General features: G+C 42.0%; 16 protein-coding genes. 1 reads left to right on the top strand and 15 read right to left on the bottom strand.

All coding sequences use genetic code 11. The annotated features are described in order from the left end of the window. Positions 1 to 30: 30 nt before the first annotated feature. The 15 genes from MJO53_RS07305 to MJO53_RS07235 form a co-directional block, all read right to left on the bottom strand. Positions 31 to 1,047, bottom strand: coding sequence for a sugar phosphate nucleotidyltransferase (locus MJO53_RS07305; protein WP_252081051.1), 1,017 nt, complete (start codon positions 1,045 to 1,047; stop codon positions 31 to 33). Positions 1,048 to 1,137: 90 nt separating this feature from the next. After that, positions 1,138 to 1,572 (bottom strand): dUTP diphosphatase, encoded by a 435-nt coding sequence (gene dut, locus MJO53_RS07300; protein WP_252081050.1) that lies wholly within the window; start codon positions 1,570 to 1,572, stop codon positions 1,138 to 1,140. Beyond that, positions 1,562 to 3,025, bottom strand: coding sequence for a lipopolysaccharide biosynthesis protein (locus MJO53_RS07295; RefSeq protein ID WP_252081049.1), 1,464 nt, complete (start codon positions 3,023 to 3,025; stop codon positions 1,562 to 1,564). Before MJO53_RS07295 ends, dut begins: the two co-directional genes overlap by 11 nt. Positions 3,026 to 3,217: 192 nt before the next feature. Next, the gene (gene atpG / locus MJO53_RS07290; protein WP_224836438.1) at positions 3,218 to 4,078 is read right to left on the bottom strand and encodes an ATP synthase F1 subunit gamma; all 861 of its coding nucleotides are present in this window, start codon (positions 4,076 to 4,078) and stop codon (positions 3,218 to 3,220) included. Between the two features lie 100 nt (positions 4,079 to 4,178). After that, entirely contained in the window at positions 4,179 to 5,759 is a 1,581-nt protein-coding gene (gene atpA, locus MJO53_RS07285) for a F0F1 ATP synthase subunit alpha (protein WP_224835921.1), read from the bottom strand. A gap of 2 nt (positions 5,760 to 5,761) precedes the next feature. Then, positions 5,762 to 6,301, bottom strand: coding sequence for an ATP synthase F1 subunit delta (atpH, locus tag MJO53_RS07280; protein ID WP_252081048.1), 540 nt, complete (start codon positions 6,299 to 6,301; stop codon positions 5,762 to 5,764). Between the two features lie 6 nt (positions 6,302 to 6,307). Continuing rightward, entirely contained in the window at positions 6,308 to 6,808 is a 501-nt protein-coding gene (locus MJO53_RS07275) for a F0F1 ATP synthase subunit B (protein WP_224835923.1), read from the bottom strand. A gap of 95 nt (positions 6,809 to 6,903) precedes the next feature. Continuing rightward, positions 6,904 to 7,095, bottom strand: a complete 192-nt coding sequence (gene atpE / locus MJO53_RS07270) for an ATP synthase F0 subunit C (protein WP_053970734.1) — start codon at positions 7,093 to 7,095, stop codon at positions 6,904 to 6,906. 31 nt (positions 7,096 to 7,126) lie between these two features. Further along, positions 7,127 to 8,266, bottom strand: coding sequence for a F0F1 ATP synthase subunit A (atpB, locus tag MJO53_RS07265; RefSeq protein ID WP_252081047.1), 1,140 nt, complete (start codon positions 8,264 to 8,266; stop codon positions 7,127 to 7,129). 119 nt (positions 8,267 to 8,385) lie between these two features. Beyond that, entirely contained in the window at positions 8,386 to 8,775 is a 390-nt protein-coding gene (locus MJO53_RS07260; RefSeq protein ID WP_252081046.1) for a hypothetical protein, read from the bottom strand. Then, complete coding sequence (locus MJO53_RS07255; RefSeq protein ID WP_224835926.1) at positions 8,772 to 9,005, bottom strand: AtpZ/AtpI family protein; 234 nt, start codon at positions 9,003 to 9,005, stop codon at positions 8,772 to 8,774. Before MJO53_RS07255 ends, MJO53_RS07260 begins: the two co-directional genes overlap by 4 nt. Beyond that, on the bottom strand, positions 8,983 to 9,405 hold the full coding sequence (locus tag MJO53_RS07250) for a bactofilin family protein (protein ID WP_252081045.1): 423 nt from the start codon (positions 9,403 to 9,405) through the stop codon (positions 8,983 to 8,985). The genes MJO53_RS07255 and MJO53_RS07250 overlap by 23 nt, the downstream gene beginning before the upstream one ends. Positions 9,406 to 9,426: 21 nt before the next feature. Continuing rightward, a complete protein-coding gene (locus tag MJO53_RS07245) occupies positions 9,427 to 11,928 on the bottom strand; it encodes a tetratricopeptide repeat protein (RefSeq protein ID WP_252081227.1) in 2,502 nt (833 codons plus the stop codon). A gap of 130 nt (positions 11,929 to 12,058) precedes the next feature. Further along, positions 12,059 to 12,754, bottom strand: coding sequence for an ABC transporter ATP-binding protein (locus MJO53_RS07240; protein ID WP_252081044.1), 696 nt, complete (start codon positions 12,752 to 12,754; stop codon positions 12,059 to 12,061). Positions 12,755 to 12,772: 18 nt separating this feature from the next. Next, complete coding sequence (locus MJO53_RS07235) at positions 12,773 to 14,242, bottom strand: DUF5687 family protein (RefSeq protein WP_252081043.1); 1,470 nt, start codon at positions 14,240 to 14,242, stop codon at positions 12,773 to 12,775. A gap of 117 nt (positions 14,243 to 14,359) precedes the next feature. Here MJO53_RS07235 and MJO53_RS07230 point away from each other — a divergent pair, with 117 nt between their 5' ends. Beyond that, positions 14,360 to 15,406 carry a ferredoxin--NADP reductase gene (locus MJO53_RS07230; RefSeq protein ID WP_252081042.1) on the top strand — a complete coding sequence of 349 codons (1,047 nt, stop codon included), beginning with the start codon at positions 14,360 to 14,362 and terminating at the stop codon, positions 15,404 to 15,406. The last annotated feature ends 5 nt before the right edge of the window (positions 15,407 to 15,411 follow it).

Genomic DNA, 15,411 nt, shown 5'->3' with positions numbered 1-15,411 from the left:
TCCCCGTCAAACTAAAAATCTATACTAAAGTTATTCCAAAACGGAATAATCTCCAATACTAATGGTCTCAAAATTACCATTATACACCACGTGATTGCCGATCATGGCATTATCCAGGTTTGCGTTGCTAATTTTACTGTTGCTCTGGATAAGGCTGTTTTTTATGGTAGAATTTTCCAAAACCGTGTTTGCCCCTACGGATACATATGGGCCAACAGTTGTATTTTTTAGCACAACATTCTCACCGATAAAGCATGGTTCTATAATGTTTGCATTTTCTTGTTGTACCGTTTCGGCCACCATATTCTCCCCTTCCTGCTCCAAAAAGCCCAACATGCGCTGATTGGTTTCCACGGTTACATTTTTATTGCCACAGTCCATCCACTCGTCCACCTTTCCGGGAACAAATTTCATGCCCTTTTCCATCATTCGTTTTATGCCGTCGTTGATTTGGTATTCGCCCCCATGCGTAATATCGTTATCCAACACATGTTGTAGCTCGTTTTTGAGAACTTCCACATCCTTGAAATAGTAAATTCCGATTACCGCTAGATCGGAAACAAATTCTGCTGGTTTTTCGACCAACTCAACAATTTCATTTTGATCATTTAATTGTACTACTCCATAAGCTTCGGGATGTTCTACTTGTTTTACCCATATTACGCTGTCCGCAGATTTGTCCAAATCAAAATCTGCACGGATCAATGTATCGGCATAAGCTATTACCGCTGGTCCACTAAGGGAGTCTTTTGCGCTCATTATGGCATGTCCGGTTCCAAGTGGCTGATCTTGTCTATATATTGATCCTTTGGCTCCCATTTCGCTGGCCAATTCCATTAAGCTCTCTACAACATCATCGCCAAAAAAGGCGGGATCGCCCAGAATAAAGGCAACCTCATCAATTGGTTCACCCAACACTTTGGCGATATCGGTAACCAGTCGGTGTACTATCGGTTTTCCCGCAACAGGTATCAATGGTTTCGGAACTGTTAATGTATGTGGTCTTAATCGGGAACCTCTTCCCGCCATTGGAACGATTATCTTCATAGTTTACGCACCTGTCTGGCCAGGTGTCTCTTTTTAATGGTTAGACTTTTATTAAAAAGGTCAAGACTAAGCTCGACCCTACATTCTTCTTTATTTGGTTCCGGTACTTCCGAACCCACCTTCGCCTCTATCAGTTTCTGAAAGTGTTTCAACTTCTTCCCACTCGGCGCGCTCATGTTTGGCAATTACCATTTGGGCGATACGCTCTCCATTTTCCACAATAAAATCCTCATTGGATAAATTGACCAAGATTACCCCGACATTACCACGATAATCGGCATCGATGGTTCCTGGTGCATTGAGCACAGTAATACCTTTTTTTGCCGCCAATCCGCTACGAGGGCGTACTTGTGCCTCATAACCTACGGGAAGTTCCATAAACAGTCCCGTGGGAACAATGGCTCGTTCCAATGGTTTTAAGGTTATGGGCGAATCGATATCGGCCCTTAGATCCATCCCTGCCGAGGCAAGGGTTTCGTAATGTGGCAACTTGTGGCCGGATGTATTGATTATTTTAATTTTCACGTTTTATAAAAATACTTCTAAGTTTATCTCCTTCCATCTTATATACTAACCCCAAAAATAAGAAAAGTAGTATGCTGCCCACTATTAAATTTCTATTAAAAACATAGAACGATAGTATTGAGAACAAGAGTGATACAGCGAAATAAAAGACAATTTTCCTCATGTTATAGGGGACAGGGTAATATTTCTTTCCAAAGTGATACGATAGGACCATCATGGTCGCGTAGGCCGCCAGAGTTGCCAGGGCCGATGCCATATATCCTATTTTGGGAATCAAGCTTATATTGATGGCCAAAGTGATGATTGCTCCAACGGAAGAAATATAGGCGCCAAATTTGGTGCGATCCGTTACTTTGTACCAAACCGAAAGGTTGTGATAAATGCCCAAACAGAAACTTGCCAAAAGTATGATAGGAACCACGTCCAAAGCCTCCCAAAAAGCAGAATCCCTGACCAACAATTTTTTTAAAGGGTCTATGAACACCATTACCCCTAAAAAAATGAGACTGCCCATAATTACAAAGTAATTGGTAATCTGGGCATAGGTTTTTTGAGGGTTCTCCGAGTCTGCGTGGCTAAAAAAAAACGGTTCCACCCCCAACCGAAAAGCGGTTCCAAACAGCGTCATGAATACCGCCAATTTATAGCAGGCCGAATATTTCCCTATCTCTGCCTTGGCAATGTCCTCTGGTAATAATCGATCTAAAAGAATGCGGTCGAACACCTCGTTGACCGTAAATGCAAGTCCGGCCACCATAATGGGCATGGAGTACTTGAGCATTTCCTTCCACAAACCTTTATCAAATTTATATTTGGTGTCAAAATAAATTCCGCTCACCCATAAAAAGGCAGCACCACTGGAAATTACATTGGCAATAAAGACATACTCTATCTGAAAATCTGGTTTATAAAGAGCTGCCCAAAATGATTGCCCATTTTCAGCTAATCCGGGCAATAGGGTCAAGAAAAATATATTCAACAATAAATTAATGGCCACACTGGTGACTTTTACTATCGAATACCTTAATGGCCGTTCATTTGCCCTGATCCAAGCGAACGGCACTATGGCCAATGCATCTAGCACCAGAATCAAAATAATATATATGATCAACGATTCCTGTACATCTATAAAGGCGGCAAAGGTTCCTTTGAAGAGAAAGGCTGCACCAAAAAATATAAGGGAAGACAACAGCAAGGATATCAAGGATGTAGAAATTACATTTCCCTTATCCGGGTATTTATTAAAGAATCGGAAAAAGGCTGTTTCCATACCATATGCCAACACTACATTAAAAATGGCAAACCATGAGAAGATCACCGATATTTCCCCATAGGTTTCCGGGTCCATTACAGAAGTGTACAAAGGCACCAATATAAAGGAGAGGACCCGCGGCAATACCGTGGCCAAACCATAGATAAATGTTTGTTTAAAAAGCTTTTTTAGTGGATTCAATAGGTGTTGCTTCTTTGAAAACCTTGCTTAGGCGGCTACAAGTTACGCAAAAGCCAGTATTACCTAAACCTTATTGTCCTAAGAAAAACCAAAAAGGCCACCGAATCGGTGGCCTTTGTATATATTAAATTATGTATATCCTAATTGTTCAACGCTTCCGCTATTGAATATTTAGCCTCACTTTGGTTCGGCTTAATTGTTCAACGCTTCCGCTCCACCAACAATTTCGAGGATTTCGTTGGTAATCGCTGCTTGACGGGCTTTGTTATACGTTAATTTAAGCTCGTCCCTAAGCTCTGCGGCATTGTCCGTTGCTTTGTGCATGGCCGTCATACGGGCACCGTGCTCACTCGCGAAAGAATCTCTAATGGCCTTGAACAATTGTGTCTTCAAGGATTTAGGTATCAACTCTTTTACGATTTCCACTTTTGAAGGTTCAAAAATGTAATCGGCAGCAATGGCTTCATCACCTTCTGCGCCAACAATGGGCAGGAACTGTTCTGTCATCACAATCTGTGTCGCGGCATTTTTGAACTTGTTGTACACCAACTCGATTTTATCATAATCACCTTTGGTGAACAAACGCATTAAAAGTTCGGCAATCTCGGCAACGTTCTCAAAGGTCAAATCATCATACACCTTGCTCTGGTCGCCTAAAATGGTATGTCTTTTTCTAAGGATATCGTTTCCTTTCTTACCAATGGTATAGAAATCGACCTGTTTGCCCGGATACTTATTGGACACCAAATTGTTGCTCTGCTTGATGATGTTGGAATTGAATCCACCACAAAGACCTCTATTGGAAGTAATGGCTACCACCAAAACTTTGTTCACTGGCCTTTTGTCGGCGTACTCGCTTCCTCCATCTCCTTCCAAACTGGCGCTAAGCCCTTGTAGGAGCTCGGTCAGTTTATCGGAATAGGGACGCATCGCCGTGATAGCATCCTGTGCCTTCTTCAACTTTGCAGCAGATACCATTTTCATGGCACTGGTAATCTGCATCGTTGATGAGATGGATGATATCCTGTTACGTATTTCCTTTAGATTTGCCATATTCTTCTTTGTCATTCCGCACTTGATGCGGAATCTTTTTGGTTATGGATTCCTGCAGTGCCCTTCGACTACGCTCAGGGCCCTTCAGAAATGACAATTGTTATGCTTTGTACTTGCTTGAAAGGTCCTTGCAAACAGCAGTCAATGTATCGGTAACCTCGTCGGTCAATTTACCGGCTTTAAGCGTATCCAAAACATCTCTGTGCTTGGCGTTCAAGAACTCCAAGTAATCTTTTTCAAACTCTTTTACCTTGTCCACAGGAACATCTCTCAACAAGTTCTTGGAACCTGCAAAGATGATGGCCACCTGATCTTCTACGGTAAATGGATCGTTCTGACCTTGTTTCAAGATCTCCACGTTTCTACGTCCTTTTTCGATTACGTTCAAGGTAGCGGCATCCAAATCGGAACCGAACTTGGCAAAAGCTTCCAATTCACGGAACTGGGCCTGGTCAAGTTTCAAGGTACCTGCTACTTTCTTCATGGACTTGATCTGCGCGGAACCACCCACACGTGATACGGAGATACCTACATTAATCGCAGGACGAACCCCTTGGTTGAACAAATCTTGCTCCAAGAATATCTGACCATCGGTAATGGAAATTACGTTGGTAGGGATATAAGCGGATACGTCACCTGCCTGTGTTTCGATAATTGGAAGTGCTGTTAAAGAACCTCCACCTTTTACTTTAGACTTCAACGATTCAGGAAGGTCGTTCATATTCTTTGCAATAGCATCGTCACCGATTACTTTCGCAGCACGCTCCAATAGTCTGGAGTGAAGGTAGAAAACATCTCCAGGGTAAGCCTCACGTCCCGGCGGTCTTCTCAACAACAAGGAAACCTCACGGTAAGCTACTGCCTGTTTTGACAAGTCATCATAAATAATCAATGCAGGACGGCCTGTGTCCCTGAAGTACTCACCGATAGCAGCACCCGCGAACGGGGCATATACCTGCATAGGAGCAGGGTCGGAAGCATTTGCGGCAACAATGGTCGTATAGGCCAATGCCCCTTTTTCTTCCAACGTTTTGGCGATGGCGGCTACCGTTGATGCTTTCTGACCTACGGCAACGTAGATACAGTAAACCGGCTCACCTGCATCGTAAAATTCTTTTTGGTTTAGGATGGTATCGATACAAACTGTGGTCTTACCTGTTTGCTTGTCACCGATCACCAACTCCCTTTGTCCACGACCAACCGGAATCATGGCATCGATAGCCTTGATACCTGTTTGCATTGGTTCGTCAACGGGTTGTCTAAAAATTACACCAGGAGCCTTACGTTCCAAAGGCATCTCGTAGGTTTCACCAGCAACAGGTCCTTTACCGTCGATAGGTTTACCCAAGGTATCCACCACACGGCCAACAATTCCTTCACCAACATTGATGGAAGCAATACGCTCGGTTCTCTTAACAGTAGCGCCTTCCACGATCTCTTTGGATGGGCCCAACAATACAACACCTACGTTGTCTTCTTCCAAGTTAAGAACGATACCTTGCATACCACCCTCGAACTCTACCAACTCCCCGTACTGGGCATTGGAAAGTCCATATACACGGGCAATACCATCACCTACTTGTAATACGGTACCTACTTCATCCAAAGAAGCGGATGCTTCGAAACCTGATAACTGTTTTTTCAAAATTGCTGATACCTCAGCGGCTTTTACTCCTGCCATTTTTATAGACTATTTGTAAATTCTCTTTTTAATCCGTTCAATTTGTTTGCGATGCTTGCATCGTATTGGGTGTCGCCCACCCTAAGTACAAACCCTCCGATGATGCTCTCATCGATTTTATTCTCCAAAGTCACCTTGTTGCCGGTAGCTTTGGTAACCTTGTCCAAAATCTTTTTCTCCAACTCGGAGGTCAAAGGAACAGCAGTTGTTACATAAGCTACTTCTTCTCCCTTCAATTTTTCGTGAAGGATGATGTACTTGTAGGCCACTTCCTGTAACATATCTATTCGCTTGTTGCTGATCAACGTTTGAAGAAGACCTTTGGTGATTTCGTTGGCACCTTTGAAGATTTCGAGCAAACTGTTCTTCTTTACTTCTGATTTTATGATAGGGCTCTCCAATACATTTTGAAGTTCCACGTTTTCAGAAATGGTCGCAGCTATCTCCCGCATGTCTTTTTCAACGGCATCGGCCGCTTTCTTTTCGACTGCGAAATCCAAGGTTGCTTTTGCGTAGCGTATGGCTGCCCTGTTTTGGTTCATGGTCTGTTAGTTCAGTTTAATATCGCCCAACATGTCCTCTACCAACTTTTGTTGTTTGGTTTTATCGGACAATTCTTCTTTGATTACTTTTTCCGCAATCTCAACGGATAGGTTGGCCACTTGCGCTTTGATGTCGGCAACCGCAGCTTTCTTCTCAGCTTCAATAGTAGCTTGAGCTTGCTTGATCACCTTATCGCCTTCAACTTGGGCTTGTTCCTTGGCTTCAGCAATAATGCTTTCTTTGATTTCCCTGGCCTCTTTCAACAACGCGTCCCTTTCAACTTTGGCCTCCCTCAAAAGCTTTTCGCTGTCGGCAGTAACGTTCTGCATTTCCTTTTTTGCCGCCTCAGCTGCCTCAAGTGCATCTTTTATACCCTCTTCACGTTTTTCAACCGCACCAAGGATAGGTTTCCATGCATACTTTCTAAGCAATAATAAAAGAGCGATAAAAAGCAACATCTGCCAAAAAAACAACCCGAAGGAAAACTGCTCGATTAACTTTTCCATTTATCTTATTCTATTAATTCTTTTAAACTATATCATTTAAATCAATGAAGGGCCACAGCCAACCGCTATGGCCTTCATCAATGTTTTTACGGTTATTAAGCAGCAAAAAGAGCGGCGAAACCGATACCTTCAATAAGGGCTGCTGCAATCAACATTGCTGTTTGGATCTTACCAGAAGCTTCAGGTTGACGTGCAATGGCTTCCATTGCTTGTCCACCGATTCTACCGATACCCAATCCTGCTCCGATTACGATCAAACCAGCACCTACGATGTTTGGAATTGTCATGATATATGAATTTAAATATTAAACGTTCTAATTAATGATGATCTTCTTCTACCGCCATACCAAAGTATAGAGCGGACAACATGGTGAAAATATACGCCTGTAATGCCGCCACCAACAATTCCAATAAGGAAAGTGCGAATGCCAACAAGAAAGACAATGGGCTACCTATCCAGTTCTTGAATATGAACATAAGCCCGATAATACTCATCAATACCACGTGACCTGCGGTAATGTTGGCGTATAAACGAATCATCAACGAAAATGGCTTGATGAAGGTTCCCAACAATTCGATGGGCGCCAATATAATTTTCATTGGAACAGGTACTCCCGGCATCCAAAAAATGTGTTTCCAGTAGTTTTTGTTCCCCGTAAATGTTGTAATAAAGTAGGTAATGATCGCCAATGCGAAAGTAACGGCAATATTGTTGGTTACGTTAACCCCAAGTGGTGTCAATCCTAAAAGGTTGATAATCCACACAAAGAAGAATACCGTTAACAAATAGCTCATGTACCTCTTATACTTGTGCTCACCAATATTAGGGATAGCTATTTCATCGCGAACAAAAAGAACAAGGGGCTCCAAGAATCTTCCCAATCCTTTTGGCATTGTACTCTTCTGATATCTTTTGGCCATGGAGCGGAACACCAAAAACATAAGAAGCGCCACTGCAATTATGAACACAACATTCTTTGTTATGGAAAAATCCAAAGGCTTTTCGTTGGTAGGATGGGAATCGTCCACCACCAAGTTCTCACCAAAAGCATCCTCGGTATGTGTTTCCTCACCATGGTGCCCTCCGTAATTAATGGTACCCTCGGCGTCGGTCTTATAAATTTTATTATGGTAAAGCTTGTAGTAGTTCCCATCAACCTCAGCCACGCCTTCTCCGTGCTTTAATTTAGATGAGGAAAAAACCTTAAGACCGTTGTCCCAAAGAATTACAGGAAGCGGAAAGCCAACGTATTTATGTTCCCCTGTATCCGTAGTGTAGGAATAAAGGTTGAAATCATGCGAATCCAAAAGGTGATGGTCGATGTATTCCTTAATCTCTGTTTTTAAATCATGGCCGCCGGTTTCAACTTCTTCTCCCTCATGGTTTTGGGCCGACACAAATCCCGCAATCAAAAAGATTACGGCAACTATTTTTTTACTGAAAAAAGAATTTCGCATATGATCCAACTAATGGGTCCTCAAAAATTGGTGCAAAAATACATTCCCCAATCAAAAGAAAAAAGCTTTTTACAGTATTATTTTTTTTATTGTTTTTTTAGGTGATTTTCAGGGCTTTGCTACACAGTATTAAGCAGTTTCACCAAAAAGAATGTTTCGAGCACCGATGCAAATCCGTAGGGCACAAAAAACACAAGGAACTCCAAACGTTCCATATTGCCGTCTTGATTAAATCCTGGATATAAAAAAATGAAGAATAGGGTAAATTTTATAAGACTTCCCCCCAAGAAAAAAAAGCCCAGCAGATCACGATGTTTATTTCGAAAAATATAAATGGCAAAAAACACGATCAATGCCATTATGCCGTTCAGCACATAGCTTTTCACAATTTGAAGGCCGGAAAGTTGATGCCCTTTATTTTCAAGCAGCCAAATCTGGGCAAAAAACAGCACAACTAGACCCAATAACAAGGAGGAAACAAAAAGGGCCGGGTAATACCTAAATTTCAATCGTTGATTTTTTTTAGTTGTTGAATCACCAAATATATGGAAATGGCAACCGCTAGCAGGGTACAAATGGGAAGGAATATTTTTTCGGTACCGTAATGGGCGTCCAGCCACTTGCCTCCCCATACGCCCAAATAAATAACAATGCCCATTTGAATGGCAGAACCAGACAAACGGGCAGCTGTATTAATTGCTTTGTTATACTTTTTCTTAGGAGGCTTTTGCTGGCTCATCTTTTTTGGATGACTGCATTTTAGTGGCCGTTGCAACAGGTCCTTTGCCCATGGTACAGGCGGCGTTAAAGGTAGCTCCGGGTTCTACGGCCAATTTGGCCACGCTCACGGTTCCTTCTATCGTTGCAGAAGATTTTAAAGAGAGTAGATCTTTTACCATAAGTTCTCCATTGAACTTCCCTTCTATATCCGCGTTTACACACTCTACCTTTCCGTTGATGTAACCATCTTTCCCAATGACTACCTTACCGGAAGTGGTTACATTTCCTTCCAGTTTACCGTCTATCCTAAAGTCGGCCTCGGAAGTAATGTCGCCTTTTATTGTCGTGTTCTTTTCAATTCTATTGGGCTGGCCGCCAAATTCATTCATAGGTCGTGGTTTTTTGTTGTCGGAAAACATGGTGTTCTGGGGTTTTGGGGTTTAAAATTGTGCTTTGTACGATTCTAGGTTTTTGTGGACTTGTATTATTTTGTAATTCTCTGATAAAATTACAAAATTCTCATCTTTAATAAGGTAGTCCCTGTTGTTTTTTATAAGTTCTGCAAAGCCCAAGGCAAAGTCTTTGGAACGGAAACCATGTACCACCACAAACTGATCTTCCAAATTATAGATGTCCTTGGAAATCCGGTTGTTGTACCGCAGTTCTTTTATTACCTCCTCGAGTCTCTTTTTCAGTTCGTTCGCCTTTTCGTCGTTCCTGATCTTAAACTGGAATACTACCTTCCAATTACCGGCTCCTGTTGAACCCGTTTCTGGAGAAAACTCTTTGTTCCCCAATTTTGGCAATTGTTCCTCCACGATCTGTTCCGCTTTTTTACCTTCTGGATTATTGGGGTAAGTCAGCGCCACATAGTTCAAAGCCTCTTTAAAAGGTTCAAATCCCTGTAGGCGGCCAATCGCATTGGCCTTCAGCATTTCGAACTTGGGCACAATGGGATCTCCCGTAAACTTGCTTATATATTCTTCGGATCGGGTAATTACATTTAAAAATTCCTGTTGTTGGTATTGTTTGAACAATGCTGCGTACCTGGCATCTGGGCTATCGGTATTGCCATCCAATACCGCCTGTGGGTTTAGCAAGATCTCCGCATATCGTGTATCCGGGTGATTGGAAATAATATCCTGCTTTATATTGTTCGCCAATGGACTTCCTGATTCTTCGTAGATTTTGTAAAGGTTATATTTTGATGGCAATATTAATCGCTCCTCGGGATTAGAAGATAGTACGCGCTCCAATTTGGCGGCAGCCAGCATATTGTCCTTGAATTTTTCTTTATAAATAAGGCCTAACTGATAATTGGCAAAGTTGCGCTCGCCCTTTAAACTATCGATCACGGCCACATCGGTAGGTATCTGGGCCAAATAGTACTCCGTGGAATACTTTTGGTCCTCTGTTAAATTATCCTCTTTGTTGGCGATAATTTCACCTGTAGCTTCGGAAACGGAGACCCTGGCCTTGTTGCTCCATCTCCAATCGTCTTCGAGCGCTCTGTTGCCCCATCGGGTCTTAAAATCGTTTTTTCCGTAGCCCAAACTGGTAATATTGTAAAAATAGAACTTGCCTTTGTTCTCCTTTCCGCCTTTACTGTCCGCAAAAGTGGCGAATCCGGCCACTGTTTTTTGCAGTTGCTTTTCTGCCTCTGCCTCCTCTTTTCGTTTTAATTCGGCAATATAGTCATCAAAATAGGCCTTACGCTCGGCAACGGGCATTTGATATAGGGTAATAACACTGTCGGCATGCTGAACAATATCCTCGTATTTGATTACATCTTCAAGGTTGTCCAACTTCTTTGTAATATCGCGGTGTTTTCTGGTATTTTCATTCAGGTTGGTCAAAGTACTATCATAGTATGACCCCGCAATCCTATACTCGTCTTCATCAAAATAATAATCGGCCAAACTCTGATAATTGAGCGCATTTAACTTTCGTTCTCCCTGTGTGGCTTGGATGGATTTGTTGTAATAGGCCAATGCCAAACTATCGGATTCAAATGCCATGTGGTATTCGGCCACTTGTCGATAAATTTTATCCAAGAAAGGTCGGTTTTCCCTGTTTTCTTCCAGTTTGGTAAGGTACTCCAACATTTCTTCCCTGTTGTCCTCGGTAAGTTGGGTATTTTGGATTTTTTTCAGATGCGCGTTGATCATATACACTCTCGGCGATTTGCGGTTGAGTGCTATTACCTTATCGTAGGCAAAATTGGCACTGTCCTTATGCCCCAATTGATCGTACAACTGCCCAATTATGAACAGGTATCTACCTTTTTCCGGATTCTTTTTGGTATAGGCCTGCGATATTTTAAGTTTTTGGATAGCTGTATCCGGGGCATTAAGGTTGATGTAGCATTGGGCCAAAACGGCATTGGCGTCGGCATATTCCTGATCCTTGAGCCTTTCGTACTTAAAAAGGCGTTTTAGATTTTTTATGGCCACCTCGGGGTTGTCCAATCGCATATTGGTTTTTTCTCGCCAGATGGTTGCCTCGTTGAGTTTATCGCTGGAACTATATTTTCTCAGGATGTAGTTGAAAGATTCCAAGGCAGGGATATAGCGTTGATCGAAGTATCGGGACTTCCCCAGTAAAAGAAAGGCTTCGTCTGTTTGTGGGTTTCTTTCTTCATCCTTAATGTCCATGCTGTGCTTTTGGATGGCCTTGGTGGCCTTTTCCTCAGCAATAATAAAATTGGGATTGTTATCTTCTGAGTCGAGTTTTACCTCGTCGGTGACCTTAAGGCGTTCCACGGGCAAAATTTCCCAATAGTCGTCCCGATAATTGGCGTTGATTTCTTCCAGCCCTTGTTGAAAGGCCAAATTTCCGTTGTACAAGGTGTTGTACTTTGTGTTGAGTGCATGCCAATTTCGGTTGACGAATTTGTCCTTTTTGGTGGAACAGGCATTAAAAACCAGTCCTCCCAAAACCATGGCGCCTATAAATGTGTGATGAAGCTTCAAAATTATCGATAATCTTGTGTAACCATTAACTCAAAAATGAGCGGATTATTATAAGCCTTATCGATAAAGTGCAAGAATTTCTTCAGGTCGTTTTAAAACATCAACCCGCAAAGAAAGCTTCAAGCTCTTTCATGGTTTCTGCCGAGGTGTGGATGTCCTTTACAATTTCGCCTTTGTTGAGCACCACGATACGCTCGCAGACTTCGGTTACATGAATCAGATCATGACTGGACACCAAAACGGTAACTCCCTCTTTTGCGGCCAGATCTTTTATAATTCCTTTTAATCGAATTTGCGTGGTGGGGTCCAAATTGGCAAATGGCTCGTCCAAAATAACCACTTCGGGGTTACCGATAAAGCTGGCCACTATACCTACCTTCTTTTGGTTTCCTTTGGAAAGGTCCCGCAGATACTTTTTTTGACCCAAGATCTCCCCATGAAAAAAATCTTCAAAATTGGACAAGAGAGCATCCACATCCGCCTTGTTCCTGCCACGCAGTTCGCCGATAAAGTAAAAATACTCTTCCGGGGTCAGGTAGCCGATCAAAAAAGTCTCATCAATAAATGCGGAGGTAAAGGGTTTCCATGCTTCGCTTTGGTCCACTTGTACCTCGTTGTTTATAATATGGCCTGTGGAAGGTTGAATCAAATCCAACAACAAACTAAATAGAGTGGTTTTTCCTGCTCCGTTGTTCCCAACAAGGCCAAAGCTCTGTCCTTTTGGTATTTCCAATTGATCAATGTTCAAAACGGTGTTCTGTCCGTAGGTCTTGGTTAAATTATGAACTGTTATCATCTGTGTTTTTTATGTTGGTTATTTCTGTTTGTATGCTTGTAATGTTTTGTACTTCTCCTTTTTATAGATGCCCTCGATCATGGTAAACACTTTGTTTTTAAAAACAAATCCGAGCAATCCAAAAACTGCCACAAAAATGTATCCGGCCATAGGAGAAATTAAAAAGTGTCCAATGGCGTAAATACCCATGGGCAAGGCCAACTTTGGCAGCGTGAGCAATAGTGTTTTGGCATTAAATGCCTGTTTATCGCCAAAGGCCTTTTTGTTGGAGGTTAAATCTATCGGTGTTTTTACATAGGCCCCTCCCCAAAGCACAAGGTAACTGTTAATACCGATATTATAGATGGCGCCTACCAATACTGCGGCATAGGCCTCCCAACCAAAATAGATATAAAATGAAGCCAAAATGGTGGAAATAATGGTTGCAATGATTACCAAGTACCATTTTGAGGAAAGGTACTCACGATATTTAATATTCTGGCTCATCATTAAAGGATAATAGCTACTGTCCCAGCTGGGCACATACTGCCCAAAACTGAAGAGAAAACCTCCGGTAACAAATATGCCTGCGAATACTTTCCAGAAAGGGCCTTCATAAACTTCCAAAGCTCCGGTAAAAAATAGAAGTCCGTAAAAAATAAAGAAGGCTCCTGCTATTACGGCCGAACGTGATCTCTTGTTCCTTTTTATCAGTTTGATGTCGTTCTTGAGGAATGTTCCCAAATTGCCAAAGCGGTCCAACCACTCCAAATTTTCTGTTTTGGCCACCGATTGCTTTTTGGCCAGACCACCATCCAAATACATATGTTTTTTAAAATAAGCATAGGCTCCATAATACATGCCAGCTACAGCTGCCCATGGTATTATGGCCGACCAGGGCATATCGTAAAATAGGTCGAAAACAGGTTGGGTGTAAACAGTAATATCAAACCATTGGTAATACTGCGATGCCCCGGCCAATATAAATATGGCCGCAAATACATAGAAAACCCCATTTTGATTGTTCACCATAACATTGATAAAGTTGTTACAGTAAAACAGGGACATCAATGCCAAGTGCCATCCAATAACCTGCACGGGAGGATAGCCCTCTATCAGTAAAACAATACTGAACGGCACAAAAAAGAAGGCATGGGCAATATTAAAAAAAGAGATTACCGTTTTCCCCAATGAAAAGTTTACCACCTTGCTCTTATTTATGGGCAAATAGAGCAATGGTTTTATATTGGTCACCGGCATTTTTTGCAGCATGTACCTAAAAACAAGATCAAGGGCCATGTAATAGACCATAAACTGGTTGACAACACGCAAGGGGTCGCCTATCTCCATTTTCTCGATCAAATAAAAGGCCCCGACCCCCATTCCCAAGAAAACGACAATAAAGTAAAGGGCACCCAAGGCCATCAATATTTTAAACCAAATCTCTGTTTTAAAACTGGCAGACCTAAAAAATGACTTCCATTGAAGTCCCATAAAATGTTTGAGCATGGCTGGCTTTTTTTTGTTGGTGTCTAATTTATCGGTTTTGTTACAAAACCCATGCTTTTTCTTAAAATGACTGTTCAAAACAAGCGTAATGCTTAATTTTGTAACAAAATTTTGTACATGAGCGCATCCCATGCTTTAAAAATAGCTGCAGTGGACCAACTAACTCCAAACGCTGTGGCCCTTACTTTTAACATTCCTGAAAACCTTACAAACGCTTTTGCCTTTAAAGCAGGACAATACATCACTATAAAACACGAGATGGACGGAAAAGAACTCCGGAGAGCCTATTCCATTTCATCCCCCCCTTCATCTGGTAAACTTACAGTGGGCATTAAAAAGGTGGAAAATGGTACTTTTTCCGTTTTTGCCAATGAACATATCAAAGTTGGCGACACCTTTGAAATTATGCCCCCCGAAGGCCGGTTTATCTTTGAAGACGATTCGCCCAAAAACATTGCTGCTTTTGCGGCAGGTAGTGGTATTACCCCGATAATGAGCATTGCCCAAACCGTATTGGAAAGCAATCCCGAGAATGTTTTTGTTTTGGTATTTGGCAATCAATCGCCAGAAGAGACCATGTATTTTAAGGAAATACAGGCTATTAAAGAACAATATGGTGATCGTTTTTTTGTACAATATGTGTATAGCAGATCTACAGAAAAGGACGCTCTTTTTGGGAGGATAGAAAAATCCACCGTAAACTTTGTGCTAAAAAACAAGTTCAAGGAAACTGCTTTTGATGGATTTTATCTTTGTGGACCAGAGGACATGATCCACTTGGTAACGGACACTTTAAAAGATAACGGTGTTGATGAGGGCGAAATTCATTTTGAACTTTTCACAAGTGGGGATGCCGAAGATTCCTTGGCCGAAGATTTGGAAGGGAAAACCCAAGTAACCGTAATTTTGGACGATGAGAGCTACAATTTTGTAATGGATAAAAAAGAAATTGTCCTAGATGCTGTTCTAAAACAAGATATAGACGCGCCGTATTCCTGCCAAGGTGGGGTCTGCAGTAGTTGTATAGCTCGGCTAACCGAAGGCAAGGCCGAAATGGTGAAAAACCAAATTCTAACCGATGGCGAAATCAATGATGGTTTTGTCCTGACTTGCCAATCACACCCAATTACATCAAAAATTACCGTGGATTTCGATAATGTATAAACTGG

Origin of the sequence: Flagellimonas marinaquae, assembly GCF_023716465.1 — a bacterium.
Classification (GTDB): Bacteria; Bacteroidota; Bacteroidia; order Flavobacteriales; family Flavobacteriaceae; genus Flagellimonas; species Flagellimonas alginolytica.
This window is presented reverse-complemented; position numbering and strand designations above follow the sequence as displayed.